The sequence below is a fragment of the Neolewinella agarilytica genome (genome assembly GCF_900110645.1).
GTDB lineage: Bacteria > Bacteroidota > Bacteroidia > Chitinophagales > Saprospiraceae > Neolewinella > Neolewinella agarilytica.
In genome coordinates, this window is the sequence record NZ_FOFB01000015.1 from 138,448 (window position 1) to 164,224 (window position 25,777).

Annotated in this window: 15 protein-coding genes; 7 read left to right on the top strand and 8 right to left on the bottom strand. The window is 51.8% G+C overall.

Translation table 11 applies throughout. The features are described 5' to 3' along the window. The first annotated feature begins 83 nt into the window (after nt 1-83). From BM123_RS14385 to guaB, 4 genes are all read left to right on the top strand, one after another. A complete protein-coding gene (locus BM123_RS14385) occupies nt 84-1,526 on the top strand; it encodes a glucosaminidase domain-containing protein (RefSeq protein WP_175489398.1) in 1,443 nt (480 codons plus the stop codon). 330 nt (nt 1,527-1,856) lie between these two features. Further along, nucleotides 1,857-2,645, top strand: coding sequence for an outer membrane beta-barrel protein (locus BM123_RS14390; protein WP_090169719.1), 789 nt, complete (start codon nt 1,857-1,859; stop codon nt 2,643-2,645). Then, nucleotides 2,635-3,348, top strand: a complete 714-nt coding sequence (locus BM123_RS14395) for a ComF family protein (protein WP_090169721.1) — start codon at nt 2,635-2,637, stop codon at nt 3,346-3,348. Before BM123_RS14390 ends, BM123_RS14395 begins: the two co-directional genes overlap by 11 nt. A 111-nt stretch (nt 3,349-3,459) precedes the next feature. Then, nucleotides 3,460-4,941 (top strand): IMP dehydrogenase, encoded by a 1,482-nt coding sequence (gene guaB / locus BM123_RS14400; protein ID WP_090169723.1) that lies wholly within the window; start codon nt 3,460-3,462, stop codon nt 4,939-4,941. Nucleotides 4,942-5,751: 810 nt separating this feature from the next. On the opposite strand, the gene BM123_RS14405 is transcribed toward guaB, so the two are convergent. After that, nucleotides 5,752-6,990, bottom strand: coding sequence for an ADP-ribosylglycohydrolase family protein (locus tag BM123_RS14405; protein ID WP_175489399.1), 1,239 nt, complete (start codon nt 6,988-6,990; stop codon nt 5,752-5,754). 267 nt (nt 6,991-7,257) lie between these two features. Between BM123_RS14405 and BM123_RS14410 the strand changes: the two genes are divergently transcribed. Continuing rightward, nucleotides 7,258-7,707, top strand: a complete 450-nt coding sequence (locus BM123_RS14410; RefSeq protein ID WP_090169727.1) for an FKBP-type peptidyl-prolyl cis-trans isomerase — start codon at nt 7,258-7,260, stop codon at nt 7,705-7,707. Nucleotides 7,708-7,776: 69 nt separating this feature from the next. After that, entirely contained in the window at nt 7,777-8,244 is a 468-nt protein-coding gene (locus BM123_RS14415) for a TrmH family RNA methyltransferase (protein ID WP_262490474.1), read from the top strand. Between the two features lie 28 nt (nt 8,245-8,272). Here BM123_RS14415 and BM123_RS14420 read toward each other — a convergent pair whose 3' ends face one another. The 4 genes from BM123_RS14420 to BM123_RS14435 all read right to left on the bottom strand — a co-directional run bounded on the left by BM123_RS14420 (nt 8,273) and on the right by BM123_RS14435 (nt 11,260). After that, nucleotides 8,273-9,685: a tetratricopeptide repeat protein gene (locus BM123_RS14420; RefSeq protein ID WP_175489400.1), complete on the bottom strand. Its 1,413-nt coding sequence runs from the start codon at nt 9,683-9,685 to the stop codon at nt 8,273-8,275. A 176-nt stretch (nt 9,686-9,861) separates the two neighbouring features. Then, on the bottom strand, nt 9,862-10,326 hold the full coding sequence (locus BM123_RS14425) for a hypothetical protein (protein ID WP_090169734.1): 465 nt from the start codon (nt 10,324-10,326) through the stop codon (nt 9,862-9,864). Between the two features lie 3 nt (nt 10,327-10,329). Next, the gene (locus BM123_RS14430; RefSeq protein WP_090169736.1) at nt 10,330-10,710 is read right to left on the bottom strand and encodes a hypothetical protein; all 381 of its coding nucleotides are present in this window, start codon (nt 10,708-10,710) and stop codon (nt 10,330-10,332) included. Next, nucleotides 10,700-11,260, bottom strand: coding sequence for an RNA polymerase sigma factor (locus tag BM123_RS14435; RefSeq protein ID WP_090169738.1), 561 nt, complete (start codon nt 11,258-11,260; stop codon nt 10,700-10,702). The genes BM123_RS14430 and BM123_RS14435 overlap by 11 nt, the downstream gene beginning before the upstream one ends. 186 nt (nt 11,261-11,446) lie before the next feature. On the opposite strand from BM123_RS14435, the gene BM123_RS14440 reads away from it, so the two are divergent. Continuing rightward, nucleotides 11,447-12,799, top strand: coding sequence for a peptidoglycan-binding domain-containing protein (locus tag BM123_RS14440; protein WP_090169740.1), 1,353 nt, complete (start codon nt 11,447-11,449; stop codon nt 12,797-12,799). Nucleotides 12,800-12,914: 115 nt separating this feature from the next. Here the strand turns inward: BM123_RS14440 and obgE are convergent, their stop codons facing one another. The 3 genes from obgE to BM123_RS14455 form a co-directional block, all read right to left on the bottom strand. Next, on the bottom strand, nt 12,915-13,952 hold the full coding sequence (obgE, locus tag BM123_RS14445) for a GTPase ObgE (protein ID WP_090169741.1): 1,038 nt from the start codon (nt 13,950-13,952) through the stop codon (nt 12,915-12,917). 43 nt (nt 13,953-13,995) lie between these two features. Then, entirely contained in the window at nt 13,996-14,577 is a 582-nt protein-coding gene (locus tag BM123_RS14450) for an adenylate kinase (protein ID WP_090169743.1), read from the bottom strand. Nucleotides 14,578-14,779: 202 nt separating this feature from the next. Beyond that, nucleotides 14,780-25,708, bottom strand: coding sequence for a T9SS type A sorting domain-containing protein (locus tag BM123_RS14455; protein ID WP_217642170.1), 10,929 nt, complete (start codon nt 25,706-25,708; stop codon nt 14,780-14,782). Between the last annotated feature and the right edge of the window lie 69 nt (nt 25,709-25,777).

Consider the following 25,777-nt stretch of genomic DNA (forward strand, 5'->3'; position numbering starts at 1 on the left):
AGAAAAACTAAAAACCGGGGGAGTTAGGCCTCATGCGCCCCATATTTGACGTTACTACGCACATACCCAATAACACGATTATCATGACTAAGTATCTGTTCGGCTGTTTGCTGCTCCTTTTCGGCGGCAGTGTTTTCGCCTCGGCCATCCCATCAGAATTGATATTCACCGTAGACCAGGAGCGCTACATCAAGCGCTATAAAGAAATTGCGATCCGTGAGATGGAGCGATCCGGTGTTCCGGCAAGCATCAAACTGGCGCAGGGAATTCTGGAGAGCGATTCCGGAAAAAGCTCCCTTGCCAGATCCGCCAACAATCACTTCGGCATTAAGTGTGGAAGCGGTTGGCAGGGAGAAGAGTACTATAAGAAGGATGACGATTATGATGACAATGGTCAGCTGATTAAAAGTTGTTTCCGGCAGTACCGTAACCCGGACGCCAGCTACGTGGCGCATTCTGAGTTTTTGCGCGACCCGGCCAAATCATTTCGCTACGGCTTCCTCTTTCGCCTGGAGCCCACCGACTACAAAGCCTGGGCTAAGGGCCTGCGCCAGGCAGGCTATGCCACTAACCCGCGTTACCCTGAGCTATTAATCTCCCTCATTGAGCGCTACAACCTTAACCAATACGATACACCGGGAGCGGTAGACCCCGTAGACGTTGAAGTGCCCACCAATGAAATGATCACCGGCATTCTGCGGGCGAATGACGTAAGCTACTTCGTCAGCGAAGCCCCCATTAGCGTAGCGGAAGTGGCTAAGCAGGTAGACCTGAGTGCCCGCCGGTTGCTGGATTATAACGAAGGCCTGAGCAAGGATGACCAGCAGATCCCTCCCGGCGATCGCGTATACCTGCAGAAGAAGCGGAATAGTTACCGCGGTAAGGAAGTCTACCACACCGTTGAAGTTGGAGAGACCCTCTATGACATTGCCCAACGGTACGGTCTGAAACTGGATAAGCTGGCCAAGCGTAACCGTCTGCAGGAGACTGACAACCCGGCCACCGGAGTTAAGGTGAAGCTCCGGGGCAGCAAGATTAAAGATGCTCCCCGTCTGGAGGGCACCCCTGATCCTGATGCGATCATCAATGAAATCCCTACCGATACGGACGGTCGGATCATCATTGATGAGCCCACCGATGAGACGAACACCGGAACAACTACCACCACCCCCACGGGCAACCGCCCGGTGGTAGTGCCACGGCCGACAACGCCGAATCCGACAACCGGCAATCCGTCGACGAATCCGCCTTCAACCCCCTACCCTTCCGGCACTGGCTACCCTCCGACAACAACGACTCCTTCTACTGGAACGGGTACTACGGTCAACCCTCCGGTTGTGCAGCCTCCCGTCAATGTTCCCCCAACGAACCCAACGAATCCGCAACCGGAATACCACACCGTTAGTGCTGGGGAAACGCTTTACGCCATTAGCCGTAAGTACGGTCTTACGGTAGATCGGCTCAAGCAGATTAATCAACTGACCAACAACAACATTTCTATTGGTCAGCAGCTGAAGATTAAGTAGATAAATTAGAAGTGAGTTAGGAGCTAAACATGAGTCATCCCTAATTTTCGGATTAGATGACGGTGTTTTCTGGTAAATAATAGGATTTTTAGCGGTCAGCGGACAGCATTCAGGCAAAACGGCTCTGAATGCTGTCCGCTGATCGCTTTTTTATACCGACCGAACCAGGTTCCATCCGAGAAAACACAGAAAAGGCTGCCCAAACTCCGGGATGAGCCATCTTTATTGCAACTTTAGCCCTTAATTCTCATAAACGATCACGATTTACGCCTCATCCCTTTACTTAGTTTAGAGACCCTTACCTTAGCCGGCAGAATCAATCCAACCTCCGTGACTGGCATACGCTTCCTGCTTCCGCTTTTCTTTTGTCTTTTCCTGCTTCCTTCTGCCCTCTCCGCCCAAGACCTTGAGCAGGACGGAGAGTACGGTGTAGACTGGGGAGGCTACCTCTTCGGGCTGAAGGGAGGGCTCAGCCTGGGTAGTCAGGACTGGTCCGGGCTGGAGACCGAATTACTTCTTGGTTATCATGGAGCTCTCTACATAGAGTCTGTTCCTGCAAGCGGTCGGTTTAATCTTTACGGGCAGCTGGGCTACCATACCCGTGGCAGCAGAATCAGCCGTCGACGGGGCATCACCTTCGGAGGGAGTGGCGTAACGCTGCCCGCGGATGATTTCCGCTTTCAAAATATCTCCTTAGGGCTTGGGGCAAAATCTGTTTTCCAGTATGCCCGTTTCGGCGACCTTTACTACGTCCTGGGCCTCAGAGCGGAGTATAACCTAAGCACTAATCTGAGCGAGTATGACCAGCTGGAAAGTTCCTTCGGAATTTCTTTCCGGGCCAATTACCCGATTGACAGCCCTGAGTTCATCAACGAATTCACCTACGGAGCTACTTTCGGTGCGGGAGCGCTGTTCCCCATTTCCGATAAAATTGGAGGTTTCGTTGAAATCACCGCTCACCCGGACCTTAGCTTCCAGTATAACCAAGGAGCCATTCCTAACGTGATCGATCCCTTCGGGGCGGGTAACCGGACGATCCCGGAGCGGCAGATCCGGAATTTCACCATTGAAATTTCCTTTGGCATCCGCTTCCTGCGCAAATGGACCTATGTCGATTAAACAGCAACTATCCTCTTTGGGGGCAGGGCTTCAGTCTTTGCTCTACCCTACGCTTTGCCTTAATTGTCAGCGTCCCCTCTTCGGCAAGGAAGAGCCTCAGCTCTGTATCTCCTGCTACGGTGAGCTGGCCCTGACGAATTACTGGAAGCAAGCCGAAAATCCGGTTACGGACCGATTAACCGGCCGCCTGCCCCTTACCTTCGGCGTCGCCCTCTATTTCTTTAATACAGGGACCGTATGCCAATCCCTCATCCACGCGCTTAAGTATTACCGGCGGCCGGAGGTCGGGATTCAGCTGGGCAGAGAACTGGGAAACCATCTGAAGGAGCATCCCACCCTGGCGGACCTCCACGGCATCATCCCCGTTCCCATCCACCCCACCCGCCGCCATGAGCGGGGCTACAATCAAGCGGAGAAAATAGCGGACGGGATGGCAGCGGCAATGGGGCTTCCGGTCTTTGACCGTGCGCTTCGGCGCACGAGTTTTACCGGCTCGCAAACAAAAAAGAGCCGCATCGAACGGGTGGACAACGTGCGTAAATCATTCGCCATTGACAAGGGAGACTTCTCCGGTAAGCATCTGTTACTCGTCGATGATGTAATCACTACCGGGGCCACCCTCGATTTCTGTGGTAACCTATTGCTGGAAGCCTACCCCGGCTCGCGGGTGAGTATTGCTACATTGGCGATTACGGAGGGGTAAGCAGCACGCTCATCGCCTTTCAACTCCCCCCTGCACCTGCGTTCGCGCCCTTAATGAACACTTAATGCGGCACCCCTTGCTCATGTCCCATGCTCTTTTATACCTTTGCGCATGGAAACGAACCAAAGCTACCCCCCAAAATTTGCCGAGCAGGGCCTGACCTTCGACGACGTCCTCCTGCTCCCCGCTTACAGTGAAGTACTTCCCCGGGAAGTGAATCTGTCCAGCCAGCTAACGCGCGGCCTTCGTTTGAACGCACCGATCGTTTCCGCCGCGATGGATACCGTTACGGATGGCCGCCTGGCTATCGCAATAGCCCGCCAGGGAGGCATCGGCATTGTGCATAAGAATATGACCATTGCGGAGCAGGCCGAGCAGGTCCGGATGGTAAAGCGCTCAGAGTCTGGCATGATTGTCGACCCCGTCACGCTGGAGCACGACGCTACCGTGGGAGACGCCCAGGCACTCATGAAGCGTCATCGCATCGGCGGTATTCCCATCGTCAATGACGCCTATATGCTCATTGGTATTCTCACCAACCGGGACCTCCGTTTTGAGAAAAGCGCCGGACGCCCCATCAGTGAGATCATGACCACCGAGAACCTGATCACAGCTCCCGTTGGCACTACCCTGGACCAGGCCAAAGACATTCTCCAGCGCCATAAGATTGAGAAGCTCCCCGTAGTGAGTGACAGTGGAAAGCTGGAAGGCCTCATCACCTACAAAGACATCATGAAGGTGAAGGACTACCCCAACGCCTGTAAAGACAGCTTCGGTCGTCTCGTAGTGGGGGGCGCCATCGGCGTTACCGCTGACATGCTCGAACGAGTACAAGCCCTGGTCGATGTTAACGTAGATGTGATTACAATCGACACCGCACATGGTCATAGCCGTGGGGTTCTTGATGCCGTCAGCAAAACAAAATCCACTTTCCCCGATCTGCAGATCATTGGTGGCAACGTAGCTACCGGTGCCGCTGCCCGCGCGCTGGCGGATGCCGGAGCGGACGGCGTAAAAGTCGGCGTCGGCCCCGGTTCTATCTGTACTACACGTATCGTGGCTGGTGTTGGTGTTCCACAATTAAGTGCCATCCATAACGCTGCCGAAGCGCTCAAAGGCACCGGCGTTCCGATCATCGGAGACGGCGGTATTCGTTATTCCGGAGACATCGTTAAGGCGCTTGCCGCCGGAGCCTCCACCATTATGGCGGGTAGCCTCTTCGCCGGTGTAGATGAGAGTCCGGGCGAAACGATCCTTTACGACGGACGTAAGTTCAAAGTCTACCGTGGCATGGGTTCCCTGGGCGCTATGAATAAAGGCAGCAAAGACCGTTACTTTCAGGACGTAGAAGACGACGTCAAGAAGCTCGTTCCGGAAGGCATCGAAGGTCGCATCCCCTTTAAGGGCAGCCTGGCCGAAGTCGTCAACCAGTACCTCGGTGGCCTGCGGGCAGGCATGGGTTACTGTGGTGCGGGCACGATTGATGCTCTGCAGCACGCGCAATTTGTCCGGATCAGTGGAGCCGGTATGGCCGAGAGCCATCCGCATAATATTACGATTACGAAGGAGGCGCCTAATTACTCGCGGCGGTAACCGCCGGGGTAGTTTGGTAGTAATGTAGTATGGTAGTCGGTAGTAGCTGCCGCAAGGGATTAACACGCTGCTTCGCAGCTGGTGAAAAGGAAGTTGGTAGTAATGTAGTTCGGTAGTCGGTAGTAGCTACCGCATGGGGCAAGCACGCTGCTTCGCAGCTGGTGAAAAGGAAGTTGGTAGTAATGTAGTTCGGTAGTCGGTAGTAGCTACCGCATGGGGCAAGCACGCTGCTTCGCAGCTGGTGAAAAGGAAGTTGGTAGTAATGTAGTTCGGTAGTCGGTAGTAGCTACCGCATGGGGCAAGCACGCTGCTTCGCAGCTGGTGGAAAGGAAGTTGGTAGTAATGTAGTTCGGTAGTCGGTAGTCGCTACCGCATGGGGCAAGCACGCTGCTTCGCAGCTGGTGGAAAGGAAGTTGGTAGTAATGTAGTTCGGTAGTCGGTAGTCGCTACCGCATGGGGCAAACACGCTGCTTTGCAGCTGGTGAATAAGCACGCATTCGCTTATTTGAGTCCGCAATTTTAGGTAGAGAGCTCACCGTAACGCAGCAGCAAATCACTAGTCCTGATAAGAACGGGTCTCCTTCTTTGCAACGGTACGGAATCACCGCGTAGCAGGCGATGGAATGCCTCGCGTTTAGGTGGCATGGTGGATTACCGGACGAGGCAGGCGAGGATCGTAGACTACACAGATAACGCGGAGACAGAATATTTTTTGGCGCGGACGCAGGTGCAAGGGGATGTTGAAGAAGCCATGATTTTACGAACGAAGCAAGCTTCCCCCGCGGCAGACTACCAGCACTACGAGGCTACTCACCTCCGTCCCAACACCGCCTCCGTTAATTCCCACCCCAATTGCTCCAGGTCAATGCCCAATACTTCGCGGTTGACCTTGACGACTAGTTCCCGCTGATCGCGGGGTAGTTGAGAATAGCCGTGCATCGCTCCAAGGATGGAGCCGGTGACGGCGGCCACCGTATCGTTATCCCGGCCGTAGTTGGTGATGAACTCCATGGCGGATTGGAATTCCAGATTACTAAACAGTAGCGCCGTCAGGTTAATCAAGTGAATCTCTCCGGCGTGGAAGGGAGCGTCCTGCTTGGCTTTATTGAGAAGCTCGTAGGCCTTTAGCGTCTGGGCAAAGGTGAGGCTGTCGTGCGGGTAACCATCCGGCAGGCGAAAGGTCATTTCCTCCATGTCAGCTTCCGTTACACGACGGGCTTCCCGGACGATGGCGCGCGCCTGCCGGTACTGCTGGTAAGCCACCCGCCCCAAGAGGCGGGAGCGGAAGAAGCCCTCGGGGTCTACATCCCGGAGTACGGATGCCAGCGTATCCGTCGTCGCATCGGGGGCGAAAGCGGCGGCGGTCAGCGCCGCCGTCATTCCGGTAATGTCCCGGGCGTAGCCCAGGTCAAATAGCCCCAGGTCATAGGCTGCAGCGTAAGCTTTCTCGGGGCGGCCGGGAAAGGAGAGCCCCAGCACGGGGGCGTAGAGCATTCCACCACAGGCCATTTCTCCGCCATAAAACCGGGAGAGTGCGTTGCGATAGCCGTCAATGTCATCTTCCACGTAGGGGCGGCTTACCCGGGCCCATTCCTGGAGCCAGGTGAGGCGACGCATATTGTCTTCGAAGGGCTCCGGCTCAAGGCCGGCGGTTTCCTTCAGGTCCCGCACGCTACGTTCGTATGCCCCATTCAGGTAGGCCGCGAAGCGACGGGGTTCAGGTTGGAAGGCAGTCCCGTCGGGCATCAGATCATGCTCTGAGAGCACGAAGTTGATCATCAGGGCCTTCCAGCGGGTGTCATCGGTTCCGGCACCGGGTGGGAGATTGAAGTCCCAGGGGCCTTCGGGGCTCGGTTCGCGGAGCACCAGGTCAAGACCATCAACGTGGCCGTACTCTTCACCAATGTCCCAGCGGCTCCACATCTCGGTTGGCGCGCCCATTGCGTCCCCGATGGCAGAGCCGACGAGGCTCCCCAGAATTTTATCGTACAGCAAACTATCCGTTAGCCCAATATCCTGATAGTCACTTTCCGTGTAGTCTGTATTCATATCGTTTTGGGTCGGTTTCTGGCCAGGCATTACCGTCGATGGCGCTGACTCGCAAGCCATCAGCGTGATCAGAAGTAAGCACAGACCTTGTCTAAGCGAGGTACCCATGCTGTTAAGGTACAACGGAGGCACTGGCAACGGAAGCCTTAGTTACCACTTTAAGACCGTTTACTGTTAAAGACGACTAAAGACTGTAAATACAGTATTCCTTTTCCTTCAACAGACAGCATCCGAACGTATTTTTGCGTTCTTTCAAAAAACCAACCAATGAAATTTTTCTCTTTGCTCTTTATGGGCTGTTTGTTTCTGGCCTTTGGCTGCAATAAAGAAGACATCTGTGGTGAGAACCTCATTACTATTGAGCAGTACATCATGGATAACAACCTCAACGTACAGGAAGGAGCAGAGGGCCTTCTCTATATCATCGAAGACCCGGGAGGTATTGACCGCCCTTCTTCCACTGCCAGTGTAACGGTCAACTACCGTGGTGTAACCACTGATGATGTTGTATTTGACGAAACGAACGGATCAGCGGTGCCTTTCCGGTTGAGTAACCTCATCCGGGGCTGGCAACTGGGTATTCCTCTCGTCGGCCAGGGAGGTCGGGTGAAGCTTTTCATCCCTTCTGAGCTGGGCTACGGCAGCCGCGCAGTGGGTTCTATCTGCCCTAACTCCGACTTGATTTTTGACATCGAGTTAGTTTCTTTCTCTGAGTAAAAAGCTATCCCCATCCGCCAGCTGGAACATCACGAAGTACGGAACACTGACCGTCGGCATCCCATTCACCTGGTTTGCCCGGACTGGAGGGATCCCCTCAATGTAGGTTCCGTGTTCCGGCTGGCGGATGCTGCGGGGCTGTCCGGCCTGGTTTTAGGAGGAAAAACCCCCGCTCCGCCCAACAATAAAATTAACAAGACGGCAAGGTCAACGGTAAGGAGTATCCCTTACGCCATTGCAATTGACACTCTTGCCTGGCTTGTGGCTAAACAGCAGGCGGGAGCCCTGATTATTGTCCTTGAAATTACGGATCAAAGCCAGTCTCTGCTAAGCTACCGGCTTCCCGACCACGTTCTGAACGGAGACAGAGAAGTATATCTCATCGCGGGTTCTGAGTCTGCAGGCATTGCGCCGGAGCTGCTGGCAATCTGTGATCAAGCCGTGCATTTACCGATGTTCGGTCAAAACACCTCCATGAACGTTGCCGTTGCAATGGGGGCTGCCGTGTACCTCCTCTTAGCGCAATTTGACGCTTAAGGCAATTACGGCATAAACCATCCTTTAGCTAAGGCCGGTGCAAGGCGAAAATTGCCTGTACCTCAGCATCATTATTCAGCTCCGGGTACCAGTCTAACAGAAGATCGTGATCTTCATAGTAGCTACCTAAAGCATCGTTCAGGTATTCCAGGGCCAATTGCCGCTTGTTGCACATGAGATGCAAAGCCACCGTACCGTACAGTAAGCCGGCATCCTGATATCGTTCCAAAGAATCGGTCATCAGGTCAAGCGCCTCTCTCTCCCGCCCACAATCGACCATGAAGATAGCATAGGCTACAATCGCTTCGCTGTAGCGATCATTCATCTCCAGCGCTTGCCGGAAGGCCGTTTCTGCTTCTTCCGTTTCATTCATGGCTGCCTGGCAAAGCGCCAGCCCCATCCAACAATCCGCCGTATGGTTCAATTGCTCAACGGCACGACCATAGTTATAAGCAGCTACCCCCCATTTCTCTTCCACAACGAAGCATTCTCCCAGATGCTGGTAGGTGTCGTACATATTAGGATCCAACTCAATGGCCCGAAAAAAAGAGGCTTTGGCTTTATCAATATCTCCCAGCATTTGATAAGACCTTCCCACCCGCATGTAGGTCTCATAACTTTCTTCTGACTCCGGAGAATCAAAGTAGGTGCCATAAACCTTCAGCGCCCGCTGATAATGATCCAGATCAAAGAGTTTGTCCGCATACTCCAGATTGTAACGAGGGTTTTCCTGCAGCGAACGAGCGTTAGCAAAGGCTTCCATGGCCTTGTGGTCATTCCCCTTATCGTCATACCAGAGCCCAAGGTAATACCAGACCAGATCGTTAAACGGATCCTTATTCAACACGCGCTGCAATACTTTCCCCAACTGTGAGCGGAGATATTCGAATTCAGTCGCGTTCAATAATTCATCCAGAGCAGGCTCCTGATAAGGATCCAGTCTCACTGCTTCTACAAAAGCGTGCCAGCTATCGTCGTATCGATTCACCTGCATGAGTAGCAGACCATCAAAAAAAGCGAGTAAACTGTGCTTGGCGTCTCCTTCAACTACGCTTTGGAGCTTGTCCAGAATGGATCTTGCCTCTTCCCTTTTTTCAAAATGAATCAACACTTCAAGCCGGAGCATCAGCGACTCTTCATCATTAGGAGCATAAATACTCAACTTGTCCAGCGCAGCTAATGCCTCATCCTCTTCCAGGTTAATTTTATGAATTAACGCTTTCCATTTGTAAAACTCAGGCGTGAAGTTATGCTGAGTAATGGCCAGGTCAGCGGCCTCCAGCGTGCGGTCAAAGTCATGCTTATTGAAGTAATGAACCAGTAATTCATCAAATTCCTCTGCTGACAGAAAAAGAGAATTTCCGGGCTCTTTTCTTTTTTCGAAGCGGCTAACCAATGCTTGTAAGGCGAGGTCCCGCTGGTCATTTCTTTTATTACTCATAAGGGCTGAAGAAAGGCTTCGGCATAACCTCCCGGGCCATTGGCTGAAACTCTTGCTAAACATACGATATGAAGCGTATAAAAGTTGCCTTTAGCAATAAACTTTTTGTGTTGTTTTAAGACTTCAAAAACTTTTGCAGTTAGTCCGAAAACCGCCATTAGAGCTTCAGGTAGCCCCTAGTTACGCTTTCTATGGTTCCCCATTCTATCCCAAAGCTTTTTCCGGAAGGCCCGCTCCGCTGCTTCCAGTTTTAAGACTTTTTTCGCGGCAAGTATTTCCATGTACTTATTTTCAGCTTCTATGCTCAAATCAGTGATACGCTTCCGTTCTCCCTGCAGCTTACGGAGAGCAGCCTTAGCCTCTGCTTCTGTCATCTCTGAAACCGGTTCAGAGGATCTTCGGCCATGAAGTCCTTCCTTTCTAATTGCTTCCAGTTGTTTCTCATAAGCCCAGAAAACGGGGAAGAAGGCCGCTGCTTCGGCCTCGCTTAATGCTAACTGCTCAGTAATAAAAGCCTGACGAGCCAGGTGAATTCTTTCGTGTCGCTTTTCTCTCATATCATCTCGCGCCTGCCCAACCGGTTGAGCAGAACTGAAAGAGCTTAAGCTCATAAAGAAAAGTAATAGCAAATACTTCCACATAGCTTATTGATTTAGGGGAGCCTCTGCGTAAAGCTCAGATTCAAAGTCATATAATTGATCGTCGATATAGGCATCGATGTCTTCTGCCGTCAGCTGGTTGAGAAGCTCCTCGCTACTCAAAGATGCTACAGCCACGCCATCAGTGCCTGCTCCTTCCCCGCCCGGGCTGAACACCCAAAATCCGATCAGCAAGAGTATCGCAGCGGCAGCAGCGAGTAGTTGGCGAAGAGGTAGTCTTCTTACCACTGCGGTCCGCTGTCCTTCGGCCAGGCTGGCTTTAGCCAGGGCCTCAAAGTAAGCGGGATCAGGGCTCTTCAGTCCATCACCTGCACCTTTAAGATTCCGCAGTGTCTCGGGCAATTCCCGCATTTCCTTATTGGACATACGCTTTCAATTTTTCTTCTACTTTTTTTACTGCCAGATGGTAACTGGCCTTCAGGGCTCCTTCGGAAGTGCCCGTAATTTCACTGATCTCCCGGTAAGGCAGGTCATCAAAATACCGGAACACAAAGACCGCTCGTTGCTTATCTGGTAAAGTTGCTATGGCACGTTGTAATTCCAATTGCGCAGCATCACCATCGAAATAGGGGTCTGCACTCAATTGTCGCTGCGCCATGTCCTGGTGGCCTTCGCTTAAAAACCTTTGCCCTCTTCGCTGTCGGCTACGCAGCCAGCTAAGGGCTTCGTTGGTCGCAATACGGTAAAGCCAGGTCGACAGTTTGCTATCTCCCCGAAACTTATCCAGGTTACGATATGCCTTCACGAAGGTGTTCTGCAGAACATCATCCACATCCGTTGATGACTGTAACATCCGCAGCAGATGCCGATGCAACATCGGGCCGTACGCCTTAACCATTTGGCTAAAAGCTGAAGCACGGCTACGCGTATCTTGCAGCTGTGACAACATTTTTTTCTCCTCTGGCAGATCAGGCAAGGTTATCCGTTTAGTCTGTTCTGTTATAGGACACCGATCAATCCTGATGGTTTAATCCGCTCTTCAGCAAAAAACAAAAGGGAGAGGAATTCATCAGCACTGTTTTACCTGCCTGATACCATCATTGGTGCACATACCGTTATTCTCGGTGTTACTCTATTTGTATCAACCCATAGACAAGAACTCATGCAACGATTTATTCTACTCCTCCTTCTTTGCAGCTTCGTCACCGGACTAAGTGCCCAGGACCTCTTTACGGTTCGGGTAGGCATTTTTCGGGACGTCAAAGCCAGCGACTTTAACAATCTCAAGTCACTGGGCTTCGTCTATGGTACTCCCGGGCAAGACAACACCACCGAAGTGTTCGTGGGCCACTACAACGATCAGGCCAAGGCAACCAGCATTGCCGGTAATCTGGTGCAACAAGGCTTCCGAAATGCCCAGGCCTTTACACTGCCAACTAATACGGGCCAGCAGGTAACCGTTATTCAGTTGGGGCTACATTCGGGCGAACGCGCCATTGACTGGGCCGGCTTTGAAAGAGCGGGGCAACTTTACGTCGAATCAGCGAACGGGCTTTCCAAGATAGTCACCGGTATTTACCCTGACGGCCCCACGGCGCTGAAGTTCCTTTCCACCATTCGGGAGCTTGGCTATCAGGATGCTTTCGTTAAGCGCATCAATAATGTCCGGCTAATTCCTGTGTCTACTTTCGAGACGGGCATTAAAAAGCCATTGATTCCCATCAACCTGCAGAATACGCCTCCGGCAGCGACGCCTACTCCTGCGGCTCAGCAGACGAGCCCTGCGGCCAACACAGACAACGTGCCGGCGGCAACACCGGCCACCTATGGCTCCACTGCTGAAGCACGTTCCCCTGCACCTGCGGCCGCGCCTGCAACTTATAATACTACACCCGCTACTCCTTCCCTGCCTGCTGCTGCCACTGCTGCTGGCCTGCCGGCCATCGATGGAAAAACGAAGCGCCACAGCGCTGCTGAATTACAACGACTGCTCAAGGAGAAGGGATACTATGAAGCGAGCATTGATGGATTTTACGGCCCCGGCACCACCGCTGCTTACCGGCGTGCCTGGGACGAAATGCCGGAGGTAAGGAAATACCGTCTCCTCTCCAGCCTTAACGATGTGTCGACTGACGCAGTAGGAAACTGGCCGGAAATCACCGTATTAGTAGCCGTAGCCCAAGATATTGCCGCAGGGACCGCCAATACCTCCCGTGAACAGCAAATGGAACAACTGCGTGCCACCTTATTTAATTCCCGAACGGCACTAACTCCTGCTGCCGCTACCCGGGCCCGCGCCTGGGCGACAACCTTATGGGCAAATCTTGAAGATTGGGCTACAGAAGACCCGATGCACGCCAAAATTTTTGGTGCCTTTCGCATGGGCTATCATCAGTCCCAGGTTCGCCTTGAAGATCGCTATATGGACGCCGGCATGAGCGCAACGGACGCACGTGATACCGCTACGGCGATGCTGCAAAACCTGATCGGCGCACAATTGGATCGATTCCTGTAGTCCCATTGACAAGGGGAACATGTTGGCTTGACTTTCTTACCGAACGGTCGCGCAGCAAGATACCTGCAACTGCGGTAGCTTCTGCAGGAATAAGATTATTACTACCCCACTGTTTTCACTCTTCCTCCAAAGGAACCTGCCGCCCATCGGATTCTTCCCGCTGAGCAATAATCAGCTTGTAGAGCATGTCCTTTAACTCCGTGAGTCCTTCTCCGGTAACGGCCGAAGTATAAATATGCGGAAGGTCATCGGGGATTTCGTCTTTCCTCATTTCCTTCAGCTCCTCGTCTACCCGGTCAGCCCGGGTGAGTGTCAGTATCCGGGGCTTATCCAGTAGTTCCGGATTGTATTCCCGTAATTCGTTAAGTAGAATATTGTATTGCCCCTGAATATCATCAGCATCTGCCGGGATACAAAAAAGCAGTGAGGCATTGCGCTCAATATGTCGCAGAAAGCGATGTCCGAGCCCTTTTCCCTGGTGGGCCCCCTCAATGATACCAGGGATGTCGGCCATCGCGAACGATTTCCCGTCGCGGTACTGCACCATTCCCAGGTTGGGCACCAGTGTCGTAAACTCATAGTTGGCGATCTCTGGCTTAGCAGCAGAGACGACCGAGAGCAAGGTAGACTTCCCCACGTTGGGAAGCCCCACCAGGCCTACGTCCGCCAAAATTTTCAGCTCCAACACCTTCCAGGTTTCAATACCTGGTTCTCCTGGTTGGGCGTACCGGGGAGTTTGATGGGTTGAAGACTTGAAAAAAGAGTTTCCTTTTCCTCCCCTTCCGCCCGGAACGAGAATTTTTTCTTCCAGGTGATCCGTCATCTCGAACTCGACCTTACCGGTTTCTGCATCCCGGACGATCGTTCCTAGCGGCACCTCAAGAATAACATCCTCTCCGTTGGCACCATGTTGATGGTTACCACTTCCGTTACCACCGTGGCTTGCTTTGGTGTGCTTGCGGTACTTAAAACCGAGCAAGGTCCAGAGATTCCGGTTGCCCCGCAAAATGATATGGCCACCACGGCCACCGTCGCCACCATCCGGTCCGCCTTTCGTAATGCCTTTAGCACGGTAGAAGTGAGCAGAACCGGGACCTCCATCTCCGGAACGGAGATAGATCTTCACGTAATCAACGAAATTCCCGTTTGCCATATCAGTTTACTAATTCTCTATTCCTCCAATTTGGAGCCGGACCCTATTTGTCCATTTCTTTTTCAACAATCTCCTTAACGGAGGCTGCTACTTCCTCAATGGATTTAAGGCCATCGACGCGGTGCGCCAGCTCCAGCTCCTCGTAGTACGCAAAAACCGGAGAAGTATACTTCAGGAAGTTAGCGTAGCGGGTTTTAATGGTGTCCACTGCCGCATCATCAGCCCGGCCACTGGTAGCGCCACGGCCCAGTATTCTCTGAACAACGGTTTCTTCGTTGATGTCCAATAAGATAAGCGCATTGATCTGCGTATCCAGCTGATCCATCAATTCATTCAACGCTTCTGCCTGGGGCGGCGTTCGCGGGAAGCCATCAAAAATGATGCCCGGAACCCCTGGGTTATCTTCCACCCGTTTGCGCAGCATAGCAATCGTAACCTCATCGGGTACCAGGTCTCCCCGGTCCATGTAGGCCCGGGCTTCCTGTCCTAGTTTCGTATTATTCTTCAGCTCGTACCGGAACATGTCTCCCGTACTGATGTGCAGAAAACCATGGGCTTCGACCAATTTGGCAGCCTGAGTTCCCTTCCCGGATCCGGGAGGGCCGAAGAGTATTAAATTGTACATAAGATTTTGCTGTGTGAACGGCAAAGATACGCCATCGGGGTCTTAGTATTGAATTTAAGGTAAGTGAATAAGGCGCGGCCGCAGGTGCAAAGTGTCTTCTTTAGCGAGCAAGGATAAAAAAAACCCGCTCCTCCGGAATGGAAGAGCGGGTTAATTCCTATTAAATCAGCCTCCGGGCTACTGCCCGGGGCGGGTAGTTTAGTTACTTCACGATAACCATTCGCTTGGTGGCAATCCACTCTCCGGCCGTTACCGTGTAAGTGTACACACCGGAAGCACCGCCAAGCTGACGCTTGCTTACGCGAACGCTGTTGTAGCCAACGAAGCCTTCCTGATTGAATTCCTTCACCAGGCGGCCGGCAGCGTCCGTAACGGAGATCGTCACTTCATCATGGGCAACTGGCAGCTGGAATCCGATCGTGGTTTCCTTACGAACGGGGTTAGGAACGTTCTGCAGCAGGCTGTATCCACCAACTTCCACCGTCTCTTCGTTGAAGATCAGGCTGAGGTTCCGCAGACCTTCTCCGCCACGGGTATAAGCTTCCGCTTCCGTGTAGCGGCTTCCCGCATCAAGCGCTTCGCTCAGCTTTCCGCTAGCTTCAGCACGTACGACTACGGTAAAGAGAACCTCTTCGCCCGTCCAGTTAGCAGGAGCGTCAACTTCATCCCAGTTCCAGCTGGTAGTGATCAGGCCCTGGTTGGCGAAGCGCCAGCCAAAGTTACCCTGACCGACCAGTCCGGCTTCAATGGATTCAATCGTCACAGCAGTCTGGTCAAATTCGAAGGTGAATTGATAGCCATCTACCTCCGTGAGGTCCGGAGCCGTAACGGGGATGCGGTAGGTTTCCCCCTGCATCATTTCCGTTTCGTCCAGTTCCAGTTCCAGGGCACCGTTGAGGCTCCGTGGAACGGCTGGCTGCTGAGCGTTAGCTACTGCGCTGCTGTTTACGTCACCCAACTTGACACCGATGAAGTCAGCATCCACAATGTTGGCGTTAAAGTCATTCACGTTAATTACTGATGGGAAGCTTTCAGCCCATGGGTTATCCAGGGTAGCAAACTCGTAATCAGCAGGGATGAACGACCAGCTAGGCATCTCGTTCGGGTAAGCATCGCTCAATCCAAGGATCAATCGACGGATGCTGATGATATCACCGACGTTGATTTCGGTATTACCATCGACGTCAGCAGCGACGTACTTGTAAGGAGAGTTCAGGAGGTTGACTCCGAGAATGTGGCGGGTGATGGCCACGATATCGGAAGTACGTACTCCGTTCAGGTAATCAGTGAAGTGCGTTGGCGTGATGGTGTAATCAGCATCAACTGGCAGACCAGTAAAGATGAATGCACCGTCCTCAAGCGTCGTCATGGTACGAGTCATGTCATCAACACCTTCCAGGTTCACCACAACGTCTTCCACAGTATTCATGGATTCGGTCATAATTACACCAGCGAGGTTACCACCAGTGTCTTCACACAGTCCTTCCTGGAAGGCCTGTACTTCAACGACAACACTACAGTAGTCAGCGTTTCCGCGATCGTCGATAGAGTAGACACGTACTGGCAGGTCGCCCAGGTCAGCACAAGTCAGATCAATACCGTCACGTCCGGCAGCAGGGCCGAATCCAGTAGCACCAGCTTCCACTTCCGTGTAGATGCTGTACTTGTCAATCACGTTACCGAAGCAATCTTCTACGTCAGAAGCGATGAAGTCTGAAGCCCAGATAGCGGCCATACCACCTCCGTTGCCGTCAGGCATCAGTGTAGCAGTCAGCGTCTGGATACAGATTGGCGTCGGAGCCTTGTCTCCCGTTACACAGAACTCGATGATCTCAACATCTGAGTTTCCGCAACCATCAGAGGCAACTACACGGATAGCGTGGTTACCCTCAGGTACGTTGGTAGCATTAACGGTGAAGTTTCCGTTACCATCATCATTGCGGGTGATCGTGATGCCTAAGGCAGCAGCATTGTCAGCGTTGAAGCCATTAGCGACTACATAGTTAGCATCAAGTTCAAGTGCTACAGTTGCGGCAGAACACTCGTCAATGGCCGTGAAGGTCAGTTCAACATCTGCGGTACAGGTAGCGGAAGTTCCAGCGAAGCATTCAGCCGGAGCGTCAGCATCGATGGTCGGAGCCACCTCGTCGTAAATCTTGATGAACTGGATGTAGCGGAAGTGACCGCGGCTGTCGTCAGCTGCGTAAGCATCATCATCGATGTTATCGCTTCCGTTGTCGTCGTCAGAACCATCCGTGTCATCACCGTCATCAAGGAGTTGATCACGCTGTGGAGCATTCGGGTTGTAATTGCGATCGCTGAAGCGACTCAGGAAGGCAAAGTCATCAGCAGTAGTCTGGTCATCCGCTCCAGGGTTGACATTCAGGTAAAGAACCTGTGTCTCTGGGTTTCGGATGCCATCACCGTCCCGTGGGATCAGGTAAGGCTGGCCGAGTGTGTTGTACTCACACCAGTTGATCACATCATAAGTCACGCGCAGTTTGAAGCACTCTTCTCCGGCCTCAAGCGTACGGAGCGTGTCAACCACAACATCAGTTGTGATCAGGTCACAAGCGTCTTCGTCCGCTACGATTCCATTGTAATCAGGAACTTCAGCACAAGTACCTTCTTCATCCGTTGGGAAGGTCAGACGGTAATCATGTACACCGTAGATCGTGATCCGCTGGCGACAGTTATTGGTGTTGGTAAAGCCTTCACCGTCCGTAGCCGTGAAGATCCGCGTTAGGCTACCCACACCACAACTGTTCACATCACCTGAGATCGTAGAAGTAACCGTTACACTACAGTTATCGACGCCGGTAGCAAATCCAAAGGCTGCATTCAGCTCTTCTTCCGTTGCTTCCATAATATCAGATGGTAGTGTAGCCCGGGCTACGATGCAGCTAATCTCAATTGGAGCAGGAGCAATACAGGTTGGTGCATTCTTATCCTCAACCAATACGTCAAGCCAACAGAAGTTCTCGTTGCCGAGTGCATCCGTCACTTTCAGGCCGACACGAACAACTCCGATGTCAGCACAGGTCAGTGTGATTTCCTGATCGTATGCTTCCGTCGCGATGTTATCCGCGTTTACGCGGGCAATCATCAGCGTTACATCAGAACAGTCATCGCTGGAACCAGCGTCAATCATATCAGGTGTCAGAATGGCAACACCCGTGCTTACGCCACCGTCTTCAGCGCCACTCGTCAGGCTGATGTTAAGTCCATCTTCGCAGATAGCAACAGGAGCCGTACGGTCTTCAACCGTGAAGTCAAGGTCCGTAAAGTCGCTATTACCACAGGCGTCTACGTAGGTGTAACGCAGTATGTGAGTACCAACGGGGATCGGAGAAGTGATTTCAGCATCTCCGTCGTTGAGGTCAACCGTGAACGTTCCGATTGGCGTACTGGTAAGATCACCATTCGGGTAGATCGTAGCACTCAGCAGGATCGTCTCAGAGCAGTTATCCGTAAGTGTAATACTCGCATCATCCAGGCGGAAGATGGCCGTACACTCATCTCCCGTGTTGGTTGGGAATACCAGCGGGCCATCATCAGCCACACCGTCAAAGTCATTATCCTGGGTAGGACCAGTGAAGACTGGTGCATCGAAGTCACCAACCTTAATAACCTGTGTGTAAGTGATTGGGTCACCATCTGGATCACACCAGTCGAAAATGCGGTAGGTACGAACGAACTTGAACGTTTCAGGACAAGTAACGATACGCTCACCATCCGTAAATCCGGCAGCAATAGTACAGTACCCTTCGTTACCTGGGATATTGTACATACCTAATGCGGTCATAATGGTAGGCTCACCTCCTAAAGAAGGAACTGGGTTACCATTAGGCAGCGTCTCATAGTCCGTGCCACAAGAGATTTCAATAACCTCTTCAGTTGGGATCGTCACATCATCAAGCGTAGCCGGACGAACAGTGATTTCCTGGACGCAGCTGTTGAAGTTACCGCTCTCGTCAGTTACCGTGAACGTACGGAGGATGGTCTGTACAGTACACTGTGGATCCGGGTTAGGAATCAGGAAGTCACTGAATTCAAGAATCAGTTCATCCGTTGGTGTACAGTTGTCAGCAATAAACGGACGGCCGGTAAAGTCAAGGCTGCTCTCCTGGTTGAGGATCTGATCAATATCGGTACAGATAAAGTCTTTACCGTCAAAGCCGGAAACATCATCCGGACATTCAATCTCAGGACGCTTCTTGTCTTCTACAAGAATTTGTCCCCAACAGCTATTGTCACACATTGGGTCAACGAGGCTTACGAATAAGGTCTCATTAACCTGGTCGTTACCGACGATTGAGGTTGGCATTCCGTTGGCATCACGGAGGGTATCTCCGGAGCTGGTCAGCAGGACAACTTCAAGTGAGTTAGCACATACAAGGTTACCCTGGAGAATCAGGTCAGGGGTAATTTCAGCTTCACAATCTTCACCGAGAGAGATATTCTGGAAGCCACTACAAGAGAGGTTCTGAATATCAAAGATGTCAATCGTGATGGTTGCTGTCATTTCCGGACAATCATTTACCGCAGCGATTGTGTAATCGATGGAGTAGTCTCGGCTACGGTCAAGCGTACCTGGGATCACTACATTCTCAGGATCACTGAGGTCAACTGCGATTGGGTTACCGTCTTCATCCATGAAGAACAGGTCACCTTCCGTGAAGGTTCCTCCGATGTTCGGCAGGCCAGCGAGAGACTCGAAGAGGTTGATGACCACTTCTGCCTCATCACAGCCCAGACATACCGTAATGGTATTGTCTACGCCTGGATCCTGGTAACATTCTACTGTTACAATAGCGATGTCATTGTCGTCTTCGTCATCGTCGATAATGCCGTCTCCGTCAGTGTCACCACCGCCGTTAACATCATCATCATCGATGTCTCCATCGTTACCCTGCGTATCATCAGGCGTAGAGTCAATATCATCGACTTCGTTGCCATCTTCGTCAGTAGCAGAAGCAATCTCCGCTTCGTTAATCAGAACTTGTCCGGACTCAACACCTTCAGGATCTTCCATTACACCCATGGTGTAATCAGGGAACATTTCCGGTGCAACCGTTAGCGTAATCTGAGTTGTGGTCGATTCACCGGGCTCAAGTCCACCTTCGAAAAGGTCTCCGTTAGCGATGCTCAGTGTATCAATCGGGTTACCATCATCATTCAGTGCCCATCCCGGGTTAAGCGCGGGGTCAAACAGGAAGCCTGCAGGCACGTAGTCTACAACGACTATGTTGTCTGCGGTAATCGCTCCCTGGTTAATAACGGTGATATCGAACGTTACTTCATCACCAGCACTGACTACATTAGACTCACCGTCGGCAAGTGTCTTGATCAGAGCAAGGTCGAAGCCACCAACGAAGATGGTTGCAGGGTCAGAGTTATCCTCATCACCGCCAGCCAGTCCGTCGCCATTGACATCATTATCGTCTGTGAAGGTATCGTTGCCAGGGATCGTATCCATTGGCGAGTCAACTTCAATCACATCGTTACCAACGCCATCCGTTGCATCACTGACTTCAGCAATGTTCGTCAGTGACATTACAGCTTCCATTGCGGGGTTAACCGTCAGGAAGATCTCAACATCAACAAAGGCTCCTGGCTCAAGAGCATCTGCCCCGTCAAAGTCAGTGAGTGTTGTTTCGATGTAAGTAGTATCATTGATATCAGCATATACCATCCAGTCCGGGTTAAGGCTAGGATCGAACATAAAGCCATCAACTGCGGAAGGTGCGTAATCAGAAACACGGATGTTATCAGCAGCAATCGCACCCTGGTTGAATACCCTGATAGTGAAGGCTACTGTATCACCAGCATCCACATTTGCGCTTTGACCAGGAGAAAGTGTCTTGGTCAGGGCCAGATCGAAGGTATTCGTAATGATGTCTTCGAAGTCAGACTCGTCCTCATCACCACCATTGGTTCCATCACCGTTGATGTCATCATCGTCGTTATCATCGATGACATCCGGGTTGTTAGGATCTACAGGAGTAGAATCATCATCAACCTGTGGGTTACCGTTCTCATCAGTAGACTCACCCAATTCGGCAATGTTGCGGAAAGTGAGATCACCAGCGAGCGGTGCGTCAAGTACCAGTTGAATCTGGAAGGTAGCAGAAGTACCTGCTGCCAGACCGCCTACTGGCAGTTCGCCGTCAGCAACCGTGAAGGTATCCGTAGCGGTGTTGGTGGCTGCATCGAATACGAAATTGCCAAAGCTCATGTCAAGACTCATTCCAGCAGGAATGAAGTCAACAACAGGAATGTTGTCAGCAGCAATCGCACCCTGGTTCGTAATGACCAGATCGTAGGTAATAGTATCTCCAGGATTAACCATGTTAGACTGACCAGCAGCTAACATTTTCTGAAGAGCAAGGTCGAACGTCAGGATTTCAACATCCTCAAAGTCAGATTCGTCCTCGTCACCACCGTTCTGTCCGTCACCATCAATGTTATCATTGTCAGTATCAGCGATTTCATCAACGGGCTCACCGTTTTCGTTGTAGTCAGAATCGTCGTCAATCTGTTCATTGCCCAGATCGTCCGTTGCGTCCTGAATTTCAGCGAAGTTGCGTAAGCTCATTCCTGCTGTCTGTGGAGAAGCAAGCACAAGCATAATGGTTGCTGTAGCCGTTTGGCCAGGAGCGATGCCACCTACAGGCAGCTCACCTTCGGCAACGGTAAGAACCGTGGTAGCAACACCACCCGTTTCAGACCATACTTCGTTACCAGAAATGGTTCCGTCAAACATCATTCCGGAAGGAATGAAGTCAGCAATCATCACATTGTCTGCATTGATATCACCTTGGTTGGTGATTACAATATCGAAGGAAACAGTATCCCCTGGCTGCACTTGTGCACTTTGTCCTGGGCTAAGAATCTTAGCCAAAGCAAGGTCAAAAGTATTAATGATGACGTCCTCGAAGTCAGATTCGTCTTCATCTCCACCATTTGTTCCATCACCGTCAATATCATCGTCGTCATTATCGTCGATGGTATCTGGGTTATTAGGATCAACTGGCACAGAGTCATCATCAACCTGTGGGTCACCGTTTTGGTCAGTAGACTCGCCAAGTTCCGCAATGTTGCGCAAGCTGGTACCCGCAGCAACCGGAGCCGTCACTACCAGTTGAATCTGGAAAGTCACAGATTCTCCCGGAAGAAGTCCTCCTGCGGGGATTTCGCCATCAGCCACCGTAAAGGTATCCGTAGCAGTCATCGTTGCAGGATCAAGTACATAGTTTCCGAAGGTTTCATCAAGCGTCATTCCGGGAGGGATGAAGTCAACAACAGGAATGTTGTCAGCAGCAATGTCTCCCTGGTTCGTTACTACAAGGTCATAAGTGATTGTATCACCTGGGTTAACCATGTTAGACTGGCCTGCAGCTAACATTTTTTGCAATGCTAAATCGAACGTTTGAACGGTAACTACTTCAACGTCGTGGTCATCTTCATCACCACCTTCATTGCCATTACCGTCGATCTCATTGTCGTTTACAACATCTTCATCGTTCATATCATCCGGAGTAGAGTCGATGTCGTCTTGTGGATCACCGTTCTCATCCGTAGCTGCACTAATCTCAGCAAAGTTGCTGATCATAGCTCCTGCGGGGAGCGGATTAGCAAGCGTAATGAAGATTTCAACACTAGCCGTCTCACCAGGAGCGAGGCCTCCAACAGGCAGTTCATTACCAGCTGTCAATGTCCGCTGAGGACCGGCAGACGCAAGAGCCCAACCAGCATCATCGTTACCCATTACTCCTCCTTCGTAGGTCAAGCTACCATCAGCAGGAAGATAATCAGTTACAAGAATGTTATCAGCAGCAATCATTCCCTGGTTGATGACCGTGATCGTGTAAGCGATCGTATCACCAGGAGCAACATCGGAGGACTGCCCAGGAGACAGCGTTTTCGTCAATGCAAGGTCAAATCCTTCAATGGTGATGCTGGCGATATCGTGATCGTCATCATCCTCACCGGGATTGTTGCCGTCACCATCAACTTCGTTATCAGAAGTCAGCGTATCGTCGTCAGGATCAGTGTCAAAAACAGAATCATCATCTGTCTGCTCATCACCGTTCTCATCGGTAGCATCACTGATCTCAGCGAAGTTGTCAATTTGTGTTCCTGGTGGCAGCAGTGGGCTAGCCAGTGTCAGGAAGATGTCAATTGAAGCAGATGCACCAGGAGCAAGACCACCAGCAGGAAGTTGTCCGCCAGCGACGCTGAGCGTCGCTGTTGGGTTGCCTGCTACGTCAGTCCAGCCTAAGCTGGTATTATCATCCGTTCCGTTACCAGCCATCATCTCAAAACTGAGTTCTGCTGGGAGGTAGTCCGTTACAGTAACATTGTCAGCGGGGATATCGCCTTGGTTAATAACCGTAATAGTGTAGGCAACCGTATCACCTGGTTCAACTACAGGAGACTGAGTTGCAGCAAGTGTTTTGATAAGTGCCAGGTCAAAGGACTGTACCATAACGTCGGCAATATCGTGGTCATCCTCGTCTCCGCCTTCCATACCATTACCGTCGATTTCGTCGTCATTGACAACGTCTTCGTCGTTCATGTCGTCTGGCGTAGAGTCTTCATCGACCTGTGGGTCACCATTCTCATCCGTCGCGTCACTGATCTCAGCAAAGTTGCTGATTGTGGAACCGGCAGGTAGCGGGTTGGCAAGCGTAAGGAAGATATCTACAGAGGCAGTCGCTCCGGGAGCAAGACCACCTGCAGGCAGATCACCAGCGGCAACCGTCAGCGTACGTTGAACACCAGTTGCAGCTACTGCCCAACCGGCATCATCATTACCCATTACTCCACCTTCATAGATCAGGCTCATATCCGCTGGCAGATAATCCGTAACCAGTACGTTATCCGCAGCAATATCACCCTGGTTAATCACTGTGATAGTGTATGCAATCGTATCTCCGGGACGCACATCGAAAGACTGCCCTACAGCCAGAGTCTTCGTCAGCGCAAGATCGAAGGTTTCAATAGTAACCGTTTCGATATCGTGATCATCTTCATCTCCACCTTCCATGCCGTTACCGTCGATGTCGTCGTCATTGACAACATCTTCGTCGTTCATGTCGTCTGGTGTAGAGTCAGTGTCATCCTGTGGATCACCTGTTTCATCAGTAGCACCACTGATTTCTGCGAAGTTATCTACAGTAGAGCCGGCGGGTAGTGGACTGGCAAGTGTCAGGAACACTTCTACAGAAGCCGTTGCTCCGGGAGCAAGACCACCTGCAGGAAGATCTCCAGCGGCAACCGTCAGCGTACGCTGAACACCAGCCGTTGCAGCAGCCCAGCCAGCATCATCGTTACCAGTGATGGTACCATCGTAAGTCAGGCTCATATCCGCTGGCAGGTAATCCGTAACCAGGACGTTATCCGCTGCGATATCTCCCTGGTTGATCACCGTGATCGTGTAAGCGATCGTATCACCAGGACGAACATTGGCAGACTGACCGGAAGACAGCGTCTTCGTCAACGCAAGGTCAAACTCAGCCGTCGTGATTACGGCCACATCGTGGTCGTCATCATCCTGACCAGGAATAGAGCCATCGCTGTCAACTTCGTTGTCAGACGTCAGGTCATCATCATCCGGATCATTATCCAGTTCAGAGTCAATGTCAACCTGCTCATCGCCATTTTCATCCGTTGCATCACTGATCTCAGCAAAGTTGCTGATGTCAGATCCCGCAGGTAATGGGCTGGCAAGCGTCAGGTAAATATCAATTGTAGTAGATGCTCCAGGAGCAAGACCACCAGGAATGGTGATCGTCGCCGTTGGGTTACCTGCAACTACTGCCCAGCCAAGGCTGGTGTTATCATCCGTTCCGTTGCCGGCACCGGGTTCGAAGGTCATATCGGCAGGGACATAGTCCGTCACCTCAATGTTATCCGCAGGAATATCTCCCTGGTTGAAGACCGTAATGGTGTAAGCAACCGTATCACCAGGTGCTACAATCATGTCCTGGCCAGCAGCAAGCTCCTTGATCAGGGCAACGTCAAAGGTCTGAACCGTTACCGATACATCATCAATATCATCTTCATCATCTCCGGGCGTAGTGTCCGGAGTAGAGTCTGTATCGTCCTGTGGGTCGCCGTTCTCATCGGTAGCAGCACTGATCTCAGCAACGTTGGTAATCACCGCACCAGATGGCAGCGGGTTCGCCAGCGTCAGGAAGATTTCTACCGTAGTCATTGCTCCGGGAGCAAGACCACCAACAGGAAGCTCTCCATCAGCAACCGTCAGCGTAGTGGTGGGGAAACCACCAACCAGCATCCAGTCTTCGTTGCCCGTTACTCCGGCTTCGAAAGAAAGGTTACCGTCAGCATCCAGGTAATCCGTTACCTCGATGTTGTCTGCGGCAATCATCCCCTGGTTGATCACCGTGATCGTGTAAGCGATCGTATCACCAGGACGAACCTCGTCAGACTGACCATCAGAAAGTCCCTTCGTCAGGGCAAGGTCGAAGCCTTCAATTGTAATACTGGCGATATCGTGATCATCATCATCCTCACCTGGGTTGTTGCCGTTACCGTCAACTTCATTATCAGAAGTCAGCGTATCGTCATCAGGATCAGTATCATAGACAGAGTCATCGTCCGTCTGCTCATCACCGTTCTCATCGGTAGCTCCACTAATCTCAGCAAAGTTATCGATCTGCAGGCCCGGAGGTAGCAGTGGGCTAGTTAATGTCAGGAAGATATCAATCGTAGCAGATGCGCCAGGAGCAAGGCCGCCAGCAGGAAGTTCACCGTCAGCAACCGTAAGAGTCGTTGTGGGGAAACCGCCAACTACTGACCAACCAAGGGTCGTATTATCGTCCATTCCGTTACCGGCCATAGTCTCAAAGACGAGCTCCGTAGATGGATAATCTGTAACTACAATATTATCGGCAGGAATGTCTCCCTGGTTGATCACCGTAATGGTGTAGGCAATTGTATCACCTGGCTCAACCGTAGCTGCCTGCATTGGAGCAAGCGTCTTGATCAGTGCAAGGTCGAAGGTCTCGATAGTGACCGTTTCGATATCGTGATCATCTTCATCTCCACCTTCCATGCCGTTACCGTCGATGTCGTCATTATCAACAACCTCTTCGTCATTCATGTCATCTGGTGTAGAGTCAGTGTCATCCTGTGGATCACCCGTCTCGTCAGTAGCAGCGCTGATCTCAGC